Annotated in this window: 15 protein-coding genes; 11 read left to right on the top strand and 4 right to left on the bottom strand. The window is 53.7% G+C overall.

What is annotated here, in order from left to right; translation table 11 throughout:
* Nucleotides 1-12: 12 nt before the first annotated feature.
* From WFN87_RS04245 to tssH, 3 genes are all read right to left on the bottom strand, one after another.
* Nucleotides 13-786 carry a fimbria/pilus periplasmic chaperone gene (locus tag WFN87_RS04245; RefSeq protein ID WP_034807630.1) on the bottom strand — a complete coding sequence of 258 codons (774 nt, stop codon included), beginning with the start codon at nt 784-786 and terminating at the stop codon, nt 13-15.
* A gap of 97 nt (nt 787-883) precedes the next feature.
* Complete coding sequence (locus WFN87_RS04240; RefSeq protein ID WP_336983039.1) at nt 884-1,417, bottom strand: fimbrial protein; 534 nt, start codon at nt 1,415-1,417, stop codon at nt 884-886.
* Nucleotides 1,418-1,494: 77 nt separating this feature from the next.
* Nucleotides 1,495-4,191 carry a type VI secretion system ATPase TssH gene (gene tssH, locus WFN87_RS04235; RefSeq protein ID WP_336983040.1) on the bottom strand — a complete coding sequence of 899 codons (2,697 nt, stop codon included), beginning with the start codon at nt 4,189-4,191 and terminating at the stop codon, nt 1,495-1,497.
* Between the two features lie 368 nt (nt 4,192-4,559).
* Between tssH and tssF the strand changes: the two genes are divergently transcribed.
* Genes tssF through WFN87_RS04200 form a run of 7 tightly spaced genes read left to right on the top strand, consistent with a single transcriptional unit; the run spans nt 4,560 to nt 13,281 of the window.
* Nucleotides 4,560-6,440 (top strand): type VI secretion system baseplate subunit TssF, encoded by a 1,881-nt coding sequence (gene tssF, locus WFN87_RS04230; RefSeq protein WP_336983041.1) that lies wholly within the window; start codon nt 4,560-4,562, stop codon nt 6,438-6,440.
* Nucleotides 6,437-7,465, top strand: a complete 1,029-nt coding sequence (gene tssG / locus WFN87_RS04225; protein ID WP_008454357.1) for a type VI secretion system baseplate subunit TssG — start codon at nt 6,437-6,439, stop codon at nt 7,463-7,465. The genes tssF and tssG overlap by 4 nt, the downstream gene beginning before the upstream one ends.
* A 46-nt stretch (nt 7,466-7,511) precedes the next feature.
* Nucleotides 7,512-8,594, top strand: coding sequence for a type VI secretion system protein TssA (locus tag WFN87_RS04220; RefSeq protein ID WP_336983042.1), 1,083 nt, complete (start codon nt 7,512-7,514; stop codon nt 8,592-8,594).
* A gap of 3 nt (nt 8,595-8,597) precedes the next feature.
* On the top strand, nt 8,598-9,593 hold the full coding sequence (locus tag WFN87_RS04215; protein ID WP_008454353.1) for a fimbrial protein: 996 nt from the start codon (nt 8,598-8,600) through the stop codon (nt 9,591-9,593).
* Nucleotides 9,594-9,611: 18 nt separating this feature from the next.
* Nucleotides 9,612-10,958 (top strand): GlcNAc-transferase family protein, encoded by a 1,347-nt coding sequence (locus tag WFN87_RS04210; RefSeq protein WP_336983043.1) that lies wholly within the window; start codon nt 9,612-9,614, stop codon nt 10,956-10,958.
* Nucleotides 10,952-12,778: an OmpA family protein gene (locus WFN87_RS04205; protein ID WP_166994297.1), complete on the top strand. Its 1,827-nt coding sequence runs from the start codon at nt 10,952-10,954 to the stop codon at nt 12,776-12,778. The genes WFN87_RS04210 and WFN87_RS04205 overlap by 7 nt, the downstream gene beginning before the upstream one ends.
* A gap of 11 nt (nt 12,779-12,789) precedes the next feature.
* Nucleotides 12,790-13,281, top strand: coding sequence for a DcrB-related protein (locus tag WFN87_RS04200; protein WP_008454347.1), 492 nt, complete (start codon nt 12,790-12,792; stop codon nt 13,279-13,281).
* A gap of 66 nt (nt 13,282-13,347) precedes the next feature.
* On the opposite strand, the gene WFN87_RS04195 is transcribed toward WFN87_RS04200, so the two are convergent.
* Nucleotides 13,348-14,034: a glycosyl hydrolase family 25 gene (locus tag WFN87_RS04195; protein WP_336983044.1), complete on the bottom strand. Its 687-nt coding sequence runs from the start codon at nt 14,032-14,034 to the stop codon at nt 13,348-13,350.
* A gap of 501 nt (nt 14,035-14,535) precedes the next feature.
* Here WFN87_RS04195 and WFN87_RS04190 point away from each other — a divergent pair.
* The 4 genes from WFN87_RS04190 (at nt 14,536) to WFN87_RS04175 (ending at nt 18,586) form a co-directional block, all read left to right on the top strand.
* Nucleotides 14,536-15,675: a D-alanyl-lipoteichoic acid biosynthesis protein DltD gene (locus tag WFN87_RS04190; RefSeq protein WP_166876330.1), complete on the top strand. Its 1,140-nt coding sequence runs from the start codon at nt 14,536-14,538 to the stop codon at nt 15,673-15,675.
* Nucleotides 15,676-15,801: 126 nt separating this feature from the next.
* Nucleotides 15,802-16,920, top strand: a complete 1,119-nt coding sequence (locus tag WFN87_RS04185; RefSeq protein ID WP_166876646.1) for a membrane-bound O-acyltransferase — start codon at nt 15,802-15,804, stop codon at nt 16,918-16,920.
* Complete coding sequence (locus tag WFN87_RS04180) at nt 16,917-18,350, top strand: AMP-binding protein (RefSeq protein ID WP_336983045.1); 1,434 nt, start codon at nt 16,917-16,919, stop codon at nt 18,348-18,350. Before WFN87_RS04185 ends, WFN87_RS04180 begins: the two co-directional genes overlap by 4 nt.
* Nucleotides 18,351-18,367: 17 nt before the next feature.
* Nucleotides 18,368-18,586 carry an acyl carrier protein gene (locus WFN87_RS04175; protein WP_008454337.1) on the top strand — a complete coding sequence of 73 codons (219 nt, stop codon included), beginning with the start codon at nt 18,368-18,370 and terminating at the stop codon, nt 18,584-18,586.
* Nucleotides 18,587-18,649: the final 63 nt, after the last annotated feature.

The following is an 18,649-nucleotide window of genomic DNA, read 5'->3' as shown; positions in this document are numbered from 1 at the left end:
AACCGATGAAATTTATTGCAACTTTCTTTCTATTGTTAAGGTATTTCCCGAGGCGGGAATTAAGCGATATTCAATTACGCTGCCATAATCATTAATGACACGAACGACTGCACCGCTAATAGCCCCCGATACAGAACCTTTATTTTCTGGTAAAAACACTTTGCTGCTAAAGGGCGCGATCATATCCACTGCCAATGGCTGCTTTACCGTCCCGGACATCAGCGACGCGCTATCAAAAGAGAAATGGTAAGGCGTAGGATTGTTCACTTTTATGCCTTTTCCTGCCCCCAGATTTTCCCAGGTCAATTTACCAATCTCCTGAGAGCTGCTGCTCTTCAAGACCGACGGACGGTAAAATATTTTAATTCGGGTGCGGAAGGCCAGCTCCAGATGGTCCGTTTCTTTGGCCCCCTCTTTCATTGGTGGGATCTCTAACATATTGAACCAAAATACAGATTCTCGATCCTGAGGCAGATTCATGCCATTGTATATCAGACGGATACTTTGCCCTTTGCCCGGATCAACGCGATACACGGGCGGCGTAGTGGTAAAAGGAACTTTTATCTTATTAATGTCGTCATTTTTACCACCATCATCGACCCAAACCTGTACCAGCAAAGGCGACGGGCCTTTATTTGTCGTACGCACCGTCTGCTCTCTTTCACCGCCGGGAAATATAATCCGGGTACCGGATATCGTCATCCCAGAAAACGCCGACTGGGAGACGGCCAGCAGGAGAATAAATAAAGCTGTCAGTTTTGAGAATATTGCATATTGATATTTCATAGCACGGCCCTGCGCGTATAACATCTACCTGATAATGAAAGCAGGTTTTAAGAATGGGGCGATTGCTCGCCCCGCACTTCATTTAGAAGCAAACCTGTTATGGGTATGCCAGGGTGTAGCTAGCTTTCGCCTGAACCAAACCTGCGGTAGTGGCATCGGTCGCATAGTAACCACCGTAGTAACGCATAGTCGCTTTACCGCCAGTTACAGGGGCCGGAGCACCGGTTTCGCCCAGTTTCAGCTGCTGCTCGTCGGAGTTGTACAGACGAACTTCAACTTTGGTTGCGGCACCGGTGGTCGCGCTGTTGGTCAGGTTACCGGTCTGGCTGTTTACGCCGCTGCTGCCGACGGCTTCGAAGTGCGCAGCCACCTGAGTGATGCCGGTAGGGCAGTTTTCAACGTTCAGATCAAAACCTTTAGAACCCGCGGTTGTGCCGGAGGCATTCAGGGTCTGGATAGACACCTTTGGCAGCTGAACCTGGCGATCGACAGAATCGCTGGCGATGGTGCAAGTTTCGGCAATCAGTTGACCGTTGAAGGTGACGGTGCCCTGCGTTTCATTCGCCGCCAGGGCAGAAGTTGATACCGCAGCCAAAGTCATGGCGCACAGCGTCATTTTAAAATTGCGCATGATATAATTCCCTATATTTCAGTAAGTAAAAACTTTATAAACAGTAGATACATAATTCCTGGTGCAACTTTCTTAAATTACGTCGTCGGCAATTCCTCCGTTTGATGGATAAGTTCAATGCCTTTCTCATGTGAATAAGCCACACGCATGGCCACATTTTTATTTTGTGTAGCAGCTGCGCCAGTCGAATTTAAGATAGCTACGCCAACTTTCGGCAAAATGTTTTTCTCAATAAAGCGGATTAGCATCCTTGCCCCGGTTTCCGCCACCGGGCACTGCTCCACAACGTGCTGCACCAGTTCTTCGCTGAAGCTTAATTCAAGGTCATAATTCGCCTTAGCACGTTCGGCAATACGATTAAGATGAATATTAACAATGCGCTGGAGTGAAGACGTTGCCAGCGGTAAATAAGGTATTACGGTAACTCGACCTAAAAATGCTGCCGGGAAGACTTTCAGCAAAGCAGGCTGAATAACCTTCAGCAAACTTTCTTCGCCCGGCAGGGTTTCAGGATCTGCACAAGCGCTGCTAATAATGTCGCTCCCCGTATTACTTGTTAGCAATATAATGGTATTACGGAAGTCGATTTGCCGCCCTTCACCGTCTTCCATCGATCCTTTATCAAAGACCTGGAAAAACAATTCGTGCACGTCTGAGTGCGCCTTTTCCACTTCATCCAGCAGAATGACGCTGTAGGGTTTACGCCTGACGGCCTCGGTTAATACGCCCCCCTCGCCGTAGCCCACGTAGCCCGGAGGTGAGCCCTTCAGGGAAGAGACGGTGTGGGCTTCCTGGTATTCGCTCATGTTAATGGTGATAAGGTTTTGCTCACCGCCATACAGCTGGCTGGCAATGGCCAAAGCCGTTTCGGTTTTCCCCACCCCGGAAGGCCCCACCAGCATAAAGACGCCAAACGGTTTTTTCGGATCCGCCAGTCCTGCGCGAGCGGTCTGAATGCTCTGGCTCAGGCAGTCCAGCGCGTACTGCTGCCCGATAACGCGCTCGGCCAAACGCTGCGGCAGCTCCATCACCGCGCTGACGTCATCTTTAAGCACCTGCCCGACCGGGATCCCCGTCCAGTTCGCCACAATCGAAGCCACCACGTCGGCATTCACTTCGGCCTGCACCAGTGGCTGCTCGCCGCGAATTTCGCTCAGCGTGGTTTCAAGCTCTCCTAAACGCTGCTGCAGATAGGCCACCTTTTCCGTTTCTGATACTTCGGTATCTTCAACCGTGGCCGCAAGAAGCTGCTCACGCGTGTCGATAATGCTGGAGACTAACTCGCATTCCTGGCTCCAGCGGCTGTCCAGAACCTTAGCGTTTTCGGCATGTTCAGAAATCGCGTTCTGGATAGGCTCTCTGCGCTTATCGTCCTCTTTGCCAAAGCCGATGGCTTTTTCCAGCAGCGACAGCTCGGCCTGGGCCGACTCGCTGTGGAACTTCAGCATCTGCAGCTCGGCCGGCGGCGCGTGCTGTGCCACGGCAACCCTGGCACAGGCGGTATCCAGCAGGCTAATCGCTTTATCTGGCAGCTGGCGGGCCGGAATATACCGATGTGAGAGCCTGACGGCGGCGCGAATAGCTTCATCCATGATCCACACGCCGTGATGCTTCTCCAGCACCGGCAGCAGGCCTCGCACCATCGCAATCGCCAGCGCTTCCGACGGTTCTTCAACCTGCAGAACCTGGAAGCGGCGCGTCAGCGCAGGATCTTTCTCAATATGACGCTTGAATTCGCTCCAGGTCGTCGCGCCAATAGTGCGCAACTGACCACGGGCCAGCATCGGCTTCATCAGGTTCGCGGCGTCGCCGGTTCCGGCGTTACCGCCAGCCCCCACCAGCGTATGAACTTCGTCAATAAACAGGATGACGGGCTCAGCCGAATTGACCGCTTCTTCCAGCACCGCTTTCAGGCGAGCTTCAAACTCACCTTTCATGCTGGCGCCTGCGGAAAGGGCAACCACATCCAGCGTAAGCAGGCGAACTTTTTGCAGGGAAGGCGGCACATCCCCGGCCGCAATCGCCAGAGCAAGCCCCTCCACAACCGCCGTTTTACCTACCCCGGCCTCACCGGTGAGCAGCGGGTTATTCTGGCGACGGCGCAGCAGGATATCGACCATGGTGTTGATCTCTTTATCGCGCCCCAGCACAGGATCAATTTTTCCTTCCCGCGCCAGCGCCGTCAGATCGGTAGAATACTGCGCCAGCCCACCGCCCTGAGCGCTGCCCATTGCGTGGCTGGCTTCGCCAGGCACCCCGGCCTCGTCGGATACCGCTGCGCCACCGGCTAAATCATTTTGTTCCGCCGACTCACGGGTGATGTACCCGAGATCCTTACTTAAATGTTCGAGAGGGATTTTTTCAAACGCCGGAGAGATAGCGAACAGCGCGCGGCGCAGCTCCATCGTCGTCAGCAGGGCAATCAGCAAATGGCCGCTGCGGATGCAAGTGTTATGGCATTCCAGGCTGGCAAATACCCACGAGCGCTCAATGGCCAGCTCAATGTGATAGGAGAAATCAGAGATAGCGCTGGCCCCGGCAGGCAGGCGAGTCAGCGCCTGAGAAAAATCACGCTCCAGCATTTCCGCATCAAGCTCGAAGTGCCGAATGATGTGCCTAATATCGCTATCCTGCTGCTGATATATCTGATTTAACCAGTGCACCAGTTCAACATAAGGGTTACCGCGTAATTTACACAGCGTTGTGGCGCTCTCTACGCCTTTAAACAAGATGGTATTTAGCTTACCGAATAGGTTTTTTCTGGTTATCGCCACGATAAAACTCGCCCTGTTTTAATTCGATTATTCGATTGTTTTATTCATCCACTTATCCACGTGGATCAGAGAGCCGAAACAACGCATTAAGCGCATCACGGAACGTTACCTAGAGGGCATAGTAATTAACAAAAATTGAAATAAAAACCCTTGCTGGCCAACATCACGGGTTTTAAGAATTACGCCCGGAAGTCATTCTTAAATTCTCTAAAACGCATGATGCAGGCATACGAAAATTTAACGTTTACTTTTAGAATCGGGTTCATAAACAGAAGAACGCCTCCGACAAAAAAGATTTTTTCTGTCTTCAAATATTTATCTCCAGCATGGCAAAAACATATTTGCTGTAATAATTGACAGGGTGACAAGTGGAACACAACTTTCTGGATTACTACAACCGGGAGCTAACTTTCGTCAGAGAAATGGCGCAAGAGTTCGCCGAACGTCATCCCAAGATTGCCGGGCGCCTGGGGATGAACGGCATTGAGATTGCCGATCCTTACGTTGAGCGTTTAATCGAGGCGTTTTGCTTCTTATCCGCCAGAACGCAGATAAAGCTGGACGCTGAGTTTCCCAAATTTACCCAGCGCCTGCTGGACATTGTCTATCCGAACTATAACTCCCCAACCCCCTCGATGGGGGTGGTGCAGCTGGAGCCTAACCTCAGCGAAGGCGATCTCACCCAGGGCTACAGGATCCCAAAACAAAGCGCCTTTTATAGCCGCATTTTGCCCGGTGAGATGACCCGCTGCGAGTTCAGAAATAACCAGGATGTGACGCTTTGGCCGCTGGAAATTGCCGAGGTACGCCTGACCTCAATCCCCCCGGATATCCCTAACCTTGAACATTACCGCATTAAGCATCATCAATTAAAAGGTGCTTTGCGAATTAAACTAAAGCTGCAAGGAGAGCTGGTCTTTTCTGAACTGAAGGGGCTGAATGAACTGCCGATATATATCCAGGGCGATGAGCGTATCGTCTCTCATACGTTCGAACTGCTTCACGGCAGTCACGTTGCGATGGTGGTACGCAGCGGAGAACGGGAAAAAAACCGTTATCATGTCATCAATGAACAGCCGCTGAAATTTGAAGGCATGGCGCCAGATCAGAGCTTATTGCCGCTACAGTGGAATATGTTTCATGGCCATACGCTGATTCAGGAATATATTTCCTGCCGTGAAAGATTTTATTTTTTCTCACTCACGCAGCTGGCTGAATCCTTCGCGGATAATAACACCAATGAAGTAGAGATAATTATCCTGTTAAATAAGTTACCGCAGGATTTAGTCGCCCACCTGGACGCATCGCGCTTTCTGCTGTTCTGCACGCCCGTCATTAACCTTTTCCCTAAACGTGTGGACAGGATTGAGGTCAACCGGGCGCTCAATAACTTTCATATCGTGCCGGACCGCAGCCGTCCTCTCGACTATGAGGTGTTCTCGGTCAATAAAGTGTTTGGTCTGCAGGCCGAAACCAGCGAAGAGCTGACCTTTAACCCGCTCTATCAGACCCGCCATAGCGATACCGGCAACTTTGGCCGCTATTTTTCCGTCAACCGCACGGTGAGAACCAAAGAGTCCAGCAGCCGAAAATACGATACCCGCACGCCCTACAGCGGGACTGAAATCTTTATCTCGCTGGTTGATCAGCAAGAAGCACCTTACGGCGAGCATATTCGCTATCTGCTGGTCGATGCGATGGTCACCAATCGTGATTTGCCCCGCCTGCTGACCAGCAGCGGCAGCCTCGATCTGACAATGTCGGACTCGGTTCCCATTCACGGCGCGCGCTTTGTCAGTTCGCCCAGCGCGCCCCGCTCACCGTTTGCTCTCGGTGAAACGGCCTGGCGCCTGATTCGTCAGCTGAGCTTCAACTATCTGCCGCTGTCGGATATGGACCATGCTCAAGGGGGCGAGGCGCTGCGTAATATGCTGCGGCTGTTCACTACCGCCTCCGATCTGGAGTCCATGGCGCAAATTAACAGTCTCGTGGGCTGCCAGACCCGCCCGGTGGTTCGCCGCCTCTCGGATGAGGGCTTGCTGGTTTACGGGCGCGGCGTGAACTGTAGCCTGACGGTTGACGAAGAAGGGTTCTCCGGGGTCAGCCCTTATCTGTTTGGGCTGATTATGGAGAACTATTTGTCGCGGCATGCCGCCATCAATATTTTTACCGAAACTGAGCTGCACTCGATGCAGCGAGGCCTTGTCGCACTCTGGAAAGCGCGCCCGGGCAGGCGAGGCGCGCTATGACCCTCCCAAAGTTGCCACAGGCCTCGTCATTACCGCCAGGGCTGGAAAACTGGTTCGATCCCAGCGCCCCCTGGGATGCGGGATTTATCAGCATTATGCGGGCTATTGCCGCCCGCACGCCGTCCCTGCCGCCGCCGGGTAAGGCCGCTCTCCCCTCTCAGGAGCGGTTCAGGCTCGGCCAGATCTCCAGCATGGCTTTCTCCCCTCGAGAGATAGCGGCCATCCATCAGCAGGACGACAAAATCAAACTGCAGCTTTTTGGGCTGGGGATCTGGGGCGCTCAGGGGGCAATGCCGCTGCACCTCTCTGAGCTGGCTTATTCCCGCTACGAACAGCACGACCCGACGCTGATTGATTTCGTGGATATCTTCCACCACCGGGCGCTGAGCCAGTTTTATCGGGCCTGGTTCTTATCGCAGGACACCGCCTCGCTCGATCGTAAAGAAGACGAGCGTTTTTCATTTTACGTGGGCAGCCTGGTGGGGCTGGATCCCTCCGAGCTCGATCCCGCCCCGCTGCCGATTCACGCCCGCCTGGCGTCATCCGCACACCTGATTCGAGAAGCACGTAACCCTGATGGCCTGCTAGGCGCCATGGAGTACTACTTCCAGGTTCCGGTGCAGATGGAAGAGTTTGAGCTGCAGTGGATTTTCCTTGAGGGAAAAGATCAAACCGCTTTGGGCGACGACCGCTACGCCGCGCTGCTGGGCGACGGGGCCATCCTCGGGAATACCGTCCTCGACCGGCAGCATAAATTCAAGCTGATGATGGGCCCGCTCACGCTGGCTCAGTACATGCTGTTCAGCCCCTGGGGCAGCGATATGGCGGTGCTGCGCGAGCTGGTTCGAAGTTTTATCGGCTTTGAGTATGCCTGGGATGTGCAGCTGGTGCTTGCCGCCGATCAGGTGCCCCGGGCCACGTTAGACGGCAGCCACCAGCTGGGTTATGCGAGCTGGCTGGAAAGAGAGGCCAGCGAAACCCCCGTTTTCGGGATGAGCTTTGAGCCCGAGATGTACCGCCGGTAGCCCTTCGCCTGGAAGAGAACGTAACCATGGATGAAAAGACACGCACATGAATCAATACGAAAGCCTGACCTGCTCGGACTATTACCAGTCATTGATGCAGCCCTTTCAGGGCGACTCGCCCTGCGGCGAAGCGCTCGATTACGATCCTGCTTTTATCATGCTGCAGTCGCGCCTGCAGCCAAAGCTTGGGGCCGAATACGGCGACTTCGTTGAAGCCGCTGAGCCGGTGAACTGGACGGAAACCGAACGCGACTGCCAGGCCCTGCTGCAAAAAAGCAAAGATGTTCGCCTGGTGGTTATTTTGATGCGCTGCCGCCTGCGTAAGCGCGGGCTGTCTGCGCTGGCCGAAGGCGCGGAGGCGCTGCTTGCCCTGCTGCAAAGCTGGCCGGACGACCTTCATCCACAGCTGCTTGACGAAGGGGAGTTCGAGCCAATGCTGCGGGCAAACGCCTTCGCCGAGCTGGAGGATATTGGTGGTCTGCTGACGGATCTGCGCAACCAACCGCTGCCCAAAGCTTCCGGGCTGCAAATTACCGTTAAAGAATTTGAAAAAGCCCATCAGCTGCCGAGAGAAGAAGGTGCGCTGTCGGACGAGGCCGTCGCCGCCATCATTCGCGAATGGCACACCAGCGCACGAGAAGAGATTCGCCCGCTAACGCAGGCCCATTACTTTGTGCAGCAGATAAAACAGATCCTGGCGGAGACGCTGGGACACGAGGCACCTGAGCTGCCGCTGTTGTCCGGCATTCTTGGCATGTTTAGCCGCGAGTTTGGCAGCGCAATGCCCGCCAGAGATCTCCCTTTGGAAAAAGCCCCCGAAAGCGTGCCGGAGCCTGTGCCCACGCAGCCTCCTGGTCAGGTAGCCGTCCCGGCTGACGAAGCGGCCTGGCAGCCTCCTGTCCCGGTGCCTCGTCCTGCTCGGCATGAACCGCAAAAAGGGGTTAATACGCGCGCGCAAGCGCTCCAGCGCCTGCAGGAAATCCGCAGTTGGTTTGCCGTGGCAGAGCCAAGCAGCCCGCTGGTGCCGGTGCTGAAATACGCGGAGGAAAGCATAGGCAAGAGCTTCGCCGAGCTGCAAAAAATGTATCCCCCAGAAGTTATCGCAATGCTGAACCAGGAAAAGGAATAAACAATGTTAAGGATACTCACCCTTCTGATTTCCGGGCTGCTGATGTCGCCTGGCGCATGGGCCGTTTGTACGCTGGCGCGCGGGACTCCCACGCCGCTCACCATTGACGCTAAGACAATCATTATTTCCGCTGATGCGCCGGTGAGTACTTCTACGCCAATAGCCCAATATGACAGCCCGACGGTGGGCGGCGCTGGCGTAGGTTATGACGACTGTATTAAGGGAACAGAGTACGGCAAACGCGCCGTGTCGCTGTCCGGGCAGGATACATCCACAAAAATTTATGCGACCAACATTCCGGGCATTGGCATCAAAATGCTGGCGAGCAACGGCTCGGCGTTTGGTAATTTCCCGTCGACCAGTTATCTGACTTTCTCAAATGGCAGCTCGGTTGGTTCACTCGATATTCCACCGCAGTCTTTTTATCGAATTGAGTTTTATAAACTCAGCAATAACCTGCGCCTGGCCAATGCCGCGACGGGGGATACCATCCTGCCCGCCGGACAAATTGGCTACAACTATATCCTGTCAGATAACCCCGCGTCGTTCACCCATAGCCTCTCTATCGGGGAAATGAAAATTATCAGTACCCCGGCCTGCACTGCGGATAACGCTAAAACTATCGACTTTAACGACGTGACGCCCACGCTGCTAAAAGCCGGGGTTACCCGCAGCCTGGACTTCGCCATCGTCTGTAAGAGTGACTATGGATCCTACTCGGCCTCCGCGTCGATGATTACCGATACCCCTACGGCAGACGGCGGTTTTATTCGTATCAAAGACTCTGACGGCAATATGGATCGCTTGAAAATCCGCATCACCGACGGCGACAACAAAACCATGAAAGTCGATGGATCCACCTCTGAATCCTCACGGGTTATCACCAGCCAGGGTCCGGCTGAATTTGCCTGGAAAGCGACGCTGCTCCAGGGCAACGGTACGGCACCTGCCGGTGGCCTGTTCACGGCAAAAGCAGAAATTATTTTTAGTATTCAGTAAGCCAGGGAATAAGGAAATATGGGCAACCCCGCAACAATTTTTATCAGCATTGCCAGCTATCGGGATCCGCAGCTGATCCCGACGCTTCAGGATATGCTGCGCCACGCCAGCCAGCCTGAAAGGCTGCACATTGCCGTGTGCTGGCAGGACGATGAGGATCTCAGCCTCTTTACGCGACACGGCTTCGTCCCCATGGGCAGCCGGCATGTTGCCGGACACGAGGCGTTTATTTTCAGTTTCCAGCAGGCCCGAATCGAACTCATCAGCGTGCACTACTATGCCAGCCAGGGGGCCTGCTGGGCGCGGAGCCTCGCGGAATCGCTATTTGAGGCAGCAGACTATTTTCTGCAAATTGATTCCCACTGCCGGTTTATCCCCGGCTGGGATAACGAAATGATAACCACGCTGCGCCAGCTAGCGGCGACATCTCCCCGGCCAGTGCTCTCCTCCTACCCGCCTGCGTTTGTTCCCGGAGAAGACGAAGAAGCCAGTAAAAAACGTTATGTGAGCCGCTTAATCTTCCGGGAGTTCAACCCGCAGGGGCTCCCGATGTTCAGCTCCACGCCTTTTGAATCTCCCGAGCCCGTCAGGGGCAGCTACCTGGCCGGAGGATTTATTTTTACCCGCGGGGACTTCGTAAAAGAGATCCCCAACGACCCACAGATTTTCTTCGCCGGTGAGGAAATAGCCATGGCCGTGCGCGCGTTTAGCCACGGCTACGATATCTACCATCCCCATAAGCCTCTGCTATGGCACTACTATCAGCGCAAAGAGCACAGCAAAGTCTGGGGCGACCACACGAATCAGGCCAAAGAACAGGGCTCCGTTGAGAAGGCCTGGTGGGAGCGCGATGCCGCGTCGAAAAAGCGAGTCAGAACCGTGCTGGGTCTGGAGAGCGAGCCCGAAGGCGGCCTGGCCCCCTATGGGCTGGGAAAGATCAGAACGCTGGCACAGTTTGAATATCAGGCCGGTATTTGCCTGAAAAACGGCACAGTTTTACCGGAAGTCATGGCCGAGGATAAAGTGAATTTCTTCTCCGACCCGCCCGCCGACCATGCCGAATGGCTACGTCGGCAATATGCCTGGCATAAGAAGACCCTTACGCTGAGCAAGACTGATTATGAAGCAGACAACGGCGACGTAAGCGCACTGCATATCAGCGTCTATACCCAACAGAACGAGTTGTTCCACAGGCAAACGCTCACCCGCAGCGAACTGCATGAACTACGCCAAAAAACGTCCTCGGAAGAGATCTCGCTTCCGGTGGAATTTAAAACCACCAGCCTAAATAAACCAGGCTCGATCAGGCTGTGCACCTGGTCAGACAGCCTGGGCTGGGGCACCGTCACGGAGAAGACATGGTGAAAAGTGAAGCCCTTTTTTGTCGATTAGTCAGCGTGGATACCCTGTTTTCTTTTGACGGCATTATTCCCTCTGCGCCGGACTTTCAGCTCAGGCTGATCTCGCTGATTGAGCAGTTCAACAAGGCGCTGCTGGTGGAAAACCAGGCGCCTGAAGAAAGCGAGGCGCTGTGCCGGGCGCTGTGTGATTATTTTGATAAGCGCTTGAGCAGCAATGCCCAAAACAACTCTCTGTCCTGGCAACGCTACTCGCTGGTGCAGTATTTCTATGGCTTTGTTGACAGCGAGGAAGCGCTCCCCCTTTCCGCACGGCTGGATGCCCTGCTCAACGCCGACAGCGAGATCATTTTTCGCTACGCCTGGAAGCTGCTGACGCTGGTGATGCAAATTGAAGGCAGTACCGATGCCCTGGTCTCGCTGCGGGCGGCTAAACGCGCCCGCTATTTTTCACGCGCCCGGGCAGAGACGCCTCCTTCGGAACACGCAACGGCATCCTGGGTGAGCCCGCGGGCCGGGGCGGCAGGATCCCCGCGCTTGATGATCTTCGTCATCGGGCCCTTTGCTGGAAAATGGTTCAGCCAGTCAAACCTGTCATCCGGCAGCGAGCATGGGATCCTGTGGGTGATTGAGGAGAACGCCAACGGCCTGGCCAAACGGATGGCGTATTTAAAGAAAAATAACATCGCCCTTGCTACGATGGCTTATTTCCCGCTGCTTGCCGACGGCTTTGAAAGCAGTAGCATCATGATCGAGCAAATTACCGCCTGGCAATACGCCTTTTCATCCATCCGCCTTTCTGAGCCTTTACCCTGCATGCTGGGGCTCTACACCCGGCTCAGCCAGCAGCGCTCCGCCCACGATCCGGATCGGGCAATCTGGACCGGCGGGCTTGCCGAGCCGCCTTACGGCCACCTCAAGCTTGAGCATCAGTGGGCGAGCCTGCTGGCCGAGCTGGAAGCTAATGACGACGGGAAAGATCTCTACGCCATTCAGCGCCACGCGGTAGCCAGCACGCTGCTTTCCTGGCTGGCTGAAAGCCGTATCATGAACGTGTTACAAACCCTGTTTGACAGCACCCAGCTCGACTTTGCCGGCATCACTCTCGCCGATCACGGCCAGGGATTCACCCGGCATGGGGCCTGGTCCCTGTGGCTTTCAGAGCGATACGGTATTTTGCCAGGCCTGTCGGCTTCTATCGCCCTGCCTCCGCTGCCGGAGATTCCCCTGCCGCCGGTTGAAGAGCCGCCTCCTACCCCCTCTCCTGCGCCGATTCCAGTGCCGGTGGAGATCCCACGCCGCCGACGCTGGCCTAAAGCACTCGCCGCCCTGCTGCTGCTGTGCCTCGCGGGCGGCATTGGCTACGCCATACAGCAGGATGCGGTGGAAATTCGCGGCCAGATTAGCCAGATAAAGCCGATCCAAAGGCTACTGGGAATAAATGACAAACCCGATGCATCGGCATTCCTGCAGCTCGTGAACAACGCGCCTTTATTTGAGAACGGCAGCAGTAACCTGATGCCGGAAAGCCAGCACATTCTGACGCAGCTGGTGCCTGAGATGGCGCGCAATCCGCTGCAGATGTATCTGATCATCGGCCATTCTGACAACACCGGCTCTGCCACTGTCAACATGGCCCTGTCCACAGAGCGCGCTCGCGTTATCCGCGACTGGCTGGTGGAACACTCGGGCCTGGCCGCCAGCCAGTTTATCGTTGAAGGCGCGGGCAACTCTCGCCCGATAGCCAGTAACGCCACCCAGGAAGGACGCGCGCAAAACCGCCGCGTCGAAATCATTCCGTTATCTATGCAAGACTACAAGGATTGAGAGAGTCGCTTATGAGTAACAAACCTGTGACCTACCCCCTCAATGAGGGCAGTTTCGTGACGTTGAATCCGCAGGAGGATCAGTCGATCAATATCCTTCGCTACATGGATGAGGATCACAATCCCTATAACATCTTGATCAACCGCACCACTCTTGAAGAAGAGCAGACCGTTGATCAGTTCTGTGAAAAACAGTGGGATAAAATGAAACGCTTCGTCCCGGGATTCGAGGTCGAAGGGAAGAACCTCAGGCATGAGATCGGGCCTGCCAAACTGCCGGTCCTGCAAACCGCGAATAAGTTTCTCGAGGACGGCACCTGGATCCGCCAGGTCTCGTCTATCATTACGCTTCCGGGGCACCCGGTGCTGAACCCGAATAAACGTAAGCTGCTGGTGTTTACCCTGGCCGTAAATAATGATTTCACCGAAGCACAGCGTAAACATTATGTCCGGATTATTAACAGCTTTGTTCCTCTGGAAGCGCCCCTCGGCGAAAGCGAATAACCCTCCCGCTGAAGCATCCCTTCTTTTCGGGGGCTGATGCTTCAGCCCCTTCATTCTTCGCCAGGATTAAAATGAGCCGTAGCGTTTAATGTCTTCAATTGGCCGTTTAAAATACTCTCGTCTGTCCATGACCGTATTTTCTATATCACTGAGCCCGGGCCGCTGATGCCCGATGCAGGGATATACACCGTACCAGTTTCCCTGAGCCATCAGTTTTAACCAGTTGGTATCCAGTCCAGCTTTATTGCGCGCTTCGCCCTGCTCCATTCGATAAATGGCCCGAGAATAATTGTGCAGCAGCGTTCGATAATAAGGCCTGTTCACCAGATAACTGTTTGCCAGAAAAGCGAACTCGACTTTATAAAAAGCGGAACTCACCTTTTTAATGATGTAATAGCTGGCCGAAAGAAACCCCACATCCCAGTCAGTGCGCGCTAACTCACCCAGAAAAATATTAGCTCTTTCAATAGATTGGGGATCCTCATCGAACACCATATCATCTTCAAGAATCAGGACGTTGTTCCAGCCATTTATTTGCGCCATGATCAGGACATTCAGGTGGGACTTTGCGCAGCCCAGCGCGCCCTCTTCTTCCTCAATGGCCTGAAAATGGATAATTTTTTCTTCCGGAGCCTGAACCTTCTTTAACTCCGCGATAATTTCAGCCTTTCTATCCTGACGCTTCGCCAGATTGATATAGACAATTTTATCAATAAAACCCCAGTTTATTACGCACATATTCAGCCATTCCAAATAATTGCCAGCTTGTATTTTATCGCAAACTCCATGCCCTTACGGGCAACAGGTCTATTTTAGGATTATGGCTTTATTTTTCTTTCAAGATACTGTCATTGAATCTTTCTTGCCGATAGCCCTGCCGGGGGAAGTTTTTATATTCAGTTCAAATTCTGCGCTCACTCAGGAGCGCGAGATTATTTTCATCAAGAGCGTACTGAGTCATCCGCTACTTTTAACGAAAGGCAGAGGAAATTCCCAAACGTGGCGGGATGTTGACAGAAAAATACCTGACGTAAGTCCATAAGCCTACGCGGCCTGGCCATACAACTTCCCCCGTCATCAAAGCGTAGCGGGAATTATTACAATACGTACTTCGTTGTACATACCGTTACACAGCAACGCTCATCATCGGGGAAAGGCTGGTATATAGTGCAGCGATGCACAGGGATGATTTGTTGTGTTGATAAAAAATAACAAATTTTAAACAAATGGTAGTCATGTAACCTCATATTAATAATGAAAATCAAGAATACTCTCTGCCTACATATCCTGATGGCGCTGCTTGCCGTTCTGGTCTTATGCGTTCCGGCCCTGGTGACGGGCTTGTTCACGCCGCTAACATTCCAGCCGCTGATTAAAAGCATGGACGGTACAGCGAAAGAGCAATCAGAGAAAATAGCGACAATTTCCCATGCATTACAAGGTAATGCATTATTTTTCCTCGGCGCTTCTGAGGTGTCGACATCGGAAGATGAACATTACGCTGTATATAATTACTTTAATAAGCAATTACATCAGCCGGTGGTGGCTTACGGGGATAGTTATGTCGATAACATCACACAATTCCTGCTGCTCTCACGTTTTAAAAACGATATAAATGCCAACAGTAAAATTGTTCTGCTGTTTGCCCCGGACAGTTTTTATTTTGACACTATTCCTCCGGCTATTTTTGCCGATCATTTCCCGGCCGCTATTTTTAACCCACTGATGGCGGATGAAAAAGCCCGTCCTTTCCTGGTCAATTACTTACACCATATTGATGAAGAGGACATCAGCCATTTAACCCTGGGCGAAATGAAAATATACGGCTGGCGGCCAAAAGTAATTTGGCAGTCTATTAATTATGAGTTTGCTAACTTCTGCACCCTGGTAAAAAACCATTGGCTGGCGTGGCTGCGCATTGCGCCTGAACCTCACCGCCCATGGCCCGCTCCCGCTGATAAGTACGCCGCGCCAGACTGGAACGAACAGCTGGCCCATGCCCGCGTATTGAATCAGGTTCGCCAGCAAAGTGCCGCCACCTTGTGGATGGACAAAAGCGTTTATGAAGACGGAAAAACGGCGGAAGAGTGGTATGAAACGCCGGTGGTAAACCGCCAGATGGAAGCCTTCAAGGCCACCATCGATCTGCTCAAATCTCGCCATGCCCAGTTCGTGGTGATCGTCGATCCGCTTAACCCGTGGGCGCTGAAAAACACGCAAAAATTCCAGCCCGTTGACCGCCAGGTCAGGGCGTATCTCGAGCAAAACCAGGTGCGCTATTTCGATATGTACGCCCAGCCTTATCAAAACGGCTGGAACTGGGATCGCCTGCATCCCACCGAGCTGGCGTGGGTTGCTATGGACCGCTTTATTGCCGAGAGCTTTACACGATGAAAACTGCCGTTCGCCTGTTTGTGCTTTACCTCTTGCTGGCCATCACGGTGATCGCATGGTCTTCCGTGGACGACAGCATGAGTATCAAAGTGCATTTTGAATATCAAAAATTCTGAAGGATGAATGATGTATAGCTCCGGGGCATTTTTTTTCTTTCTGTTTTCATCGGCGCTGCTATTTGCGCTGGTTAACCGCGTACTGCATTACCGGCTGACCTATTTAGCAGCATTCTCCGTGCTGGCGGCGCTGGCATGGGGATATATTTTCCAGGGCGATTACCTGGTTCCGGTGGCGGTATTCTTTGCGTTTTATCTTCTTGTCACCCTGAAAGAGAAAGGCTGGTTAAAAACCTGGCAAGCGGTCACTCTCACGCTGCTCCCGCTATTGCTGGTGAAGCTACACCTGAATAATCACTGGGGCATGATTGGCCTGTCGTTTATGACCTTCCGCGCCATTGACGTGCTGCTTTACCGCAGCAAAAAAGATGGCCAGAACTTTTTGCATTATTTCTGCTATCTGTTTATGCCGTTTATTATTCTCGCCGGCCCGATGTACCGCTGGAGAACCTGGGTCGGCGATATTAATAAGCCGGTATTCAGGCTGACCCGCGAACAGTTTTTACTGGCCGTGGAGCAAATCGTCACCGGCGTCGTGCAGAAATTTTTGTTTGCGATGCTTATCGACAATCTGGTGATTGAATCCTGGAGCCACCGGCCGTTCACGCTCACCGTCGGCGTGGTGATGTCGGTCGCCTACAGCGCCTATCTCTACTTTGATTTTGCGGGTTATAGCAACATGGCTATCGGCGCCGGGCGGCTGTTTGGCCTGAATATTCCGGCCAACTTCAATATGCCGATTCTGGCCAAAAACCCGCAGGACTTCTGGCGCCGGTTCCACATCAGCCTGTCTGAGTGGCTGCGCGACGTGGTCTTTATGCCGATTTACATGAATCTGATGAAGCTCGATTTCTTCCGTCAAAACAAAACCCTGGCACAGAACGTGGGCATCTTCTGCACGCTCTTTTGCATGGGGGCCTGGAACGGGCTTGAACGACACTACGTCATCAGCGGCGCGCTGTTCGGCGCCATTTCCGTTGCCCATAACATGCTGCTTTGGTCAGCCAAACGCAGCCCGGCCTTGAGTAACGGCTTACGCCATCCGGTTATCGCGTTTTTTGGACGAATTCTGACGCTGGCTAGCGCCGCGGTCTCCCTCTACATCTTTAGTGGAATGTCACCTCTATGAACCTTCATCCAGAGCTTCAGGAACTGCAGGATTTTCTGCGTGCGGCATTACTCGACCCCGCGCGCCCCAGCCAGTTAGCCATCAGCGGCAGCGATACCGCCCTGACCTGGCAACAGCTTTCCGTCGCCGCAACCGACTGGGCGCAGCGCTACGCGCAGTGCGAACAACCCGCCGGCACGCCGGTGGTTTTATACGGGCATCAGCAGGCCGAATTTGCCGTGGCAATTTACAGCTGCCTGCTGCACAACATCCCGTATATTCCGGTGGACTGCATCTACCCGCAGGAGCGGCTGAAAGAGATCTGCCAGCTAGCCAGCGCCCCTTATTACTACGACGTCGTGACGAAGCAGTTTGTGGCGACCGGCGAAACCGGCAGTGTGCTGGCCGAGCCCGATCTGGCTTACATCATGTTTACCTCAGGCAGCACCGGGAAACCGAAAGGCGTGCAGATTGGCCGCGAGAGCCTATGGCACTTCATGAAGTGGGTGCGCAATGACTTTGCGCTGCCGGACGTGCCGGTATTAATGAACCACGCGGTGTTCAGCTTCGACCTGTCTCTTATTCCTTTGCTGGCAAATCTCGCCACCGGCGGGCACATCGTGCTGAACGCCAAGGAAGATATTGCCGCTGAAAACTGGCTCGATCGCCTGAAAACCAACGAAGTTTCGGCCTGGGTTTCCACGCCTTCTTTTGCCTACCAGAAGCTGCTTTCCCCGCAGTTCAGCGCCGAGTATTTGCCCGCGCTGAGCGTGTTTGTGTTTATTGGTGAAGTGCTGAATAAGGCGCTGGTCAGGCAACTGCGCCGCCGTTTCCCGCAGGCCAAAATCCTGAACTCCTATGGCCCAACGGAAGCCACCATCGCCACCACGGTGATTGAAATCACCGACGAGATCCTGCACAGCGAAAACGACGTGCTGCCGGTGGGCACCATGATGCCGGAATCCCACATGGAGATTACCTCCGAAGGTGAGCTGATTATCTGGGGGAAAAACGTCATGCGCGGTTATCTCGGCCTGCCGCAGGAAAACGCCGCTAAGTTGCTGCACCGCGAAAGCGAGCAATACCGCGGCTACCGCACCGGCGATCTCGGCTACGAAGACGGGCTGCTGTATTGCCAGGGCCGTAACGACAGCCAGATCAAGCTGAACGGCTACCGCATTGAAATCAACGAGATTGAAAACCGCCTGCTGGCGATGTCCGGTATTAGCGAAGCCGTGGTACTGCCGCTGATGAAGTCCGGCGGCGGCGTGCTGCGCATTGCAGCGTTCTGCGTCACTGGCCTTGCCCCGGAGGCGATCAAGACTTCGCTCGCGAAGGTGATCCCGCCTTATATGGTGCCTTCACAAATCATTATTAAAGACGCTTTGCCGCTGAACCCTAACGGCAAAATCGACCGCAAGCTGCTGGATACCCAGGCTCGCACGAATTAATGACCCAGGAAAATAAGATGGAACAAGAAATTCTCGCCCTGTTTGAAAAAGTGTTATCCCGCAAGGTCGGTTTTAACGATGAACTGATCGAGTCCGACATTCTCGACTCTATTCTGGCCGTTGATTTGGTGCTGGAAGTGCAGGATGTGTACGGCTGCATGATCCCGCCGACGGAAGTCGCCACCGTGCTGAAAACCCCGGCGGATCTGGCGCGTTATATTGAAGAGAATCGCTAGTCACGGTTATTAGCGATCTCACTCAAACATACGGGAACAGTTCAACCCCTCACCCCGGCACTC

The sequence above is a fragment of the Cedecea sp. AS113 genome, from assembly GCF_037152415.1.
Classification (GTDB): domain Bacteria; phylum Pseudomonadota; class Gammaproteobacteria; order Enterobacterales; family Enterobacteriaceae; genus Cedecea.
Note: the sequence above shows the minus strand (reverse complement) of the source record. Positions and strands in the feature narration are given on the sequence as shown.

Excerpts from the sequence above, each read along its gene's own strand:
- WFN87_RS04245 (WP_034807630.1), bottom strand. The coding sequence starts at position 786 with ATGAAATATCAATATGCAATATTCTCAAAACTGACAGCTTTATTTATT.
- WFN87_RS04240 (WP_336983039.1), bottom strand. The coding sequence starts at position 1,417 with ATGCGCAATTTTAAAATGACGCTGTGCGCCATGACTTTGGCTGCGGTA.
- tssG (WP_008454357.1), top strand. The coding sequence starts at position 6,437 with ATGACCCTCCCAAAGTTGCCACAGGCCTCGTCATTACCGCCAGGGCTG.
- WFN87_RS04220 (WP_336983042.1), top strand. The coding sequence starts at position 7,512 with ATGAATCAATACGAAAGCCTGACCTGCTCGGACTATTACCAGTCATTG.
- WFN87_RS04215 (WP_008454353.1), top strand. The coding sequence starts at position 8,598 with ATGTTAAGGATACTCACCCTTCTGATTTCCGGGCTGCTGATGTCGCCT.
- WFN87_RS04210 (WP_336983043.1), top strand. The coding sequence starts at position 9,612 with ATGGGCAACCCCGCAACAATTTTTATCAGCATTGCCAGCTATCGGGAT.
- WFN87_RS04205 (WP_166994297.1), top strand. The coding sequence starts at position 10,952 with ATGGTGAAAAGTGAAGCCCTTTTTTGTCGATTAGTCAGCGTGGATACC.
- WFN87_RS04200 (WP_008454347.1), top strand. The coding sequence starts at position 12,790 with ATGAGTAACAAACCTGTGACCTACCCCCTCAATGAGGGCAGTTTCGTG.
- WFN87_RS04190 (WP_166876330.1), top strand. The coding sequence starts at position 14,536 with ATGAAAATCAAGAATACTCTCTGCCTACATATCCTGATGGCGCTGCTT.
- WFN87_RS04185 (WP_166876646.1), top strand. The coding sequence starts at position 15,802 with ATGTATAGCTCCGGGGCATTTTTTTTCTTTCTGTTTTCATCGGCGCTG.
- WFN87_RS04180 (WP_336983045.1), top strand. The coding sequence starts at position 16,917 with ATGAACCTTCATCCAGAGCTTCAGGAACTGCAGGATTTTCTGCGTGCG.
- WFN87_RS04175 (WP_008454337.1), top strand. The coding sequence starts at position 18,368 with ATGGAACAAGAAATTCTCGCCCTGTTTGAAAAAGTGTTATCCCGCAAG.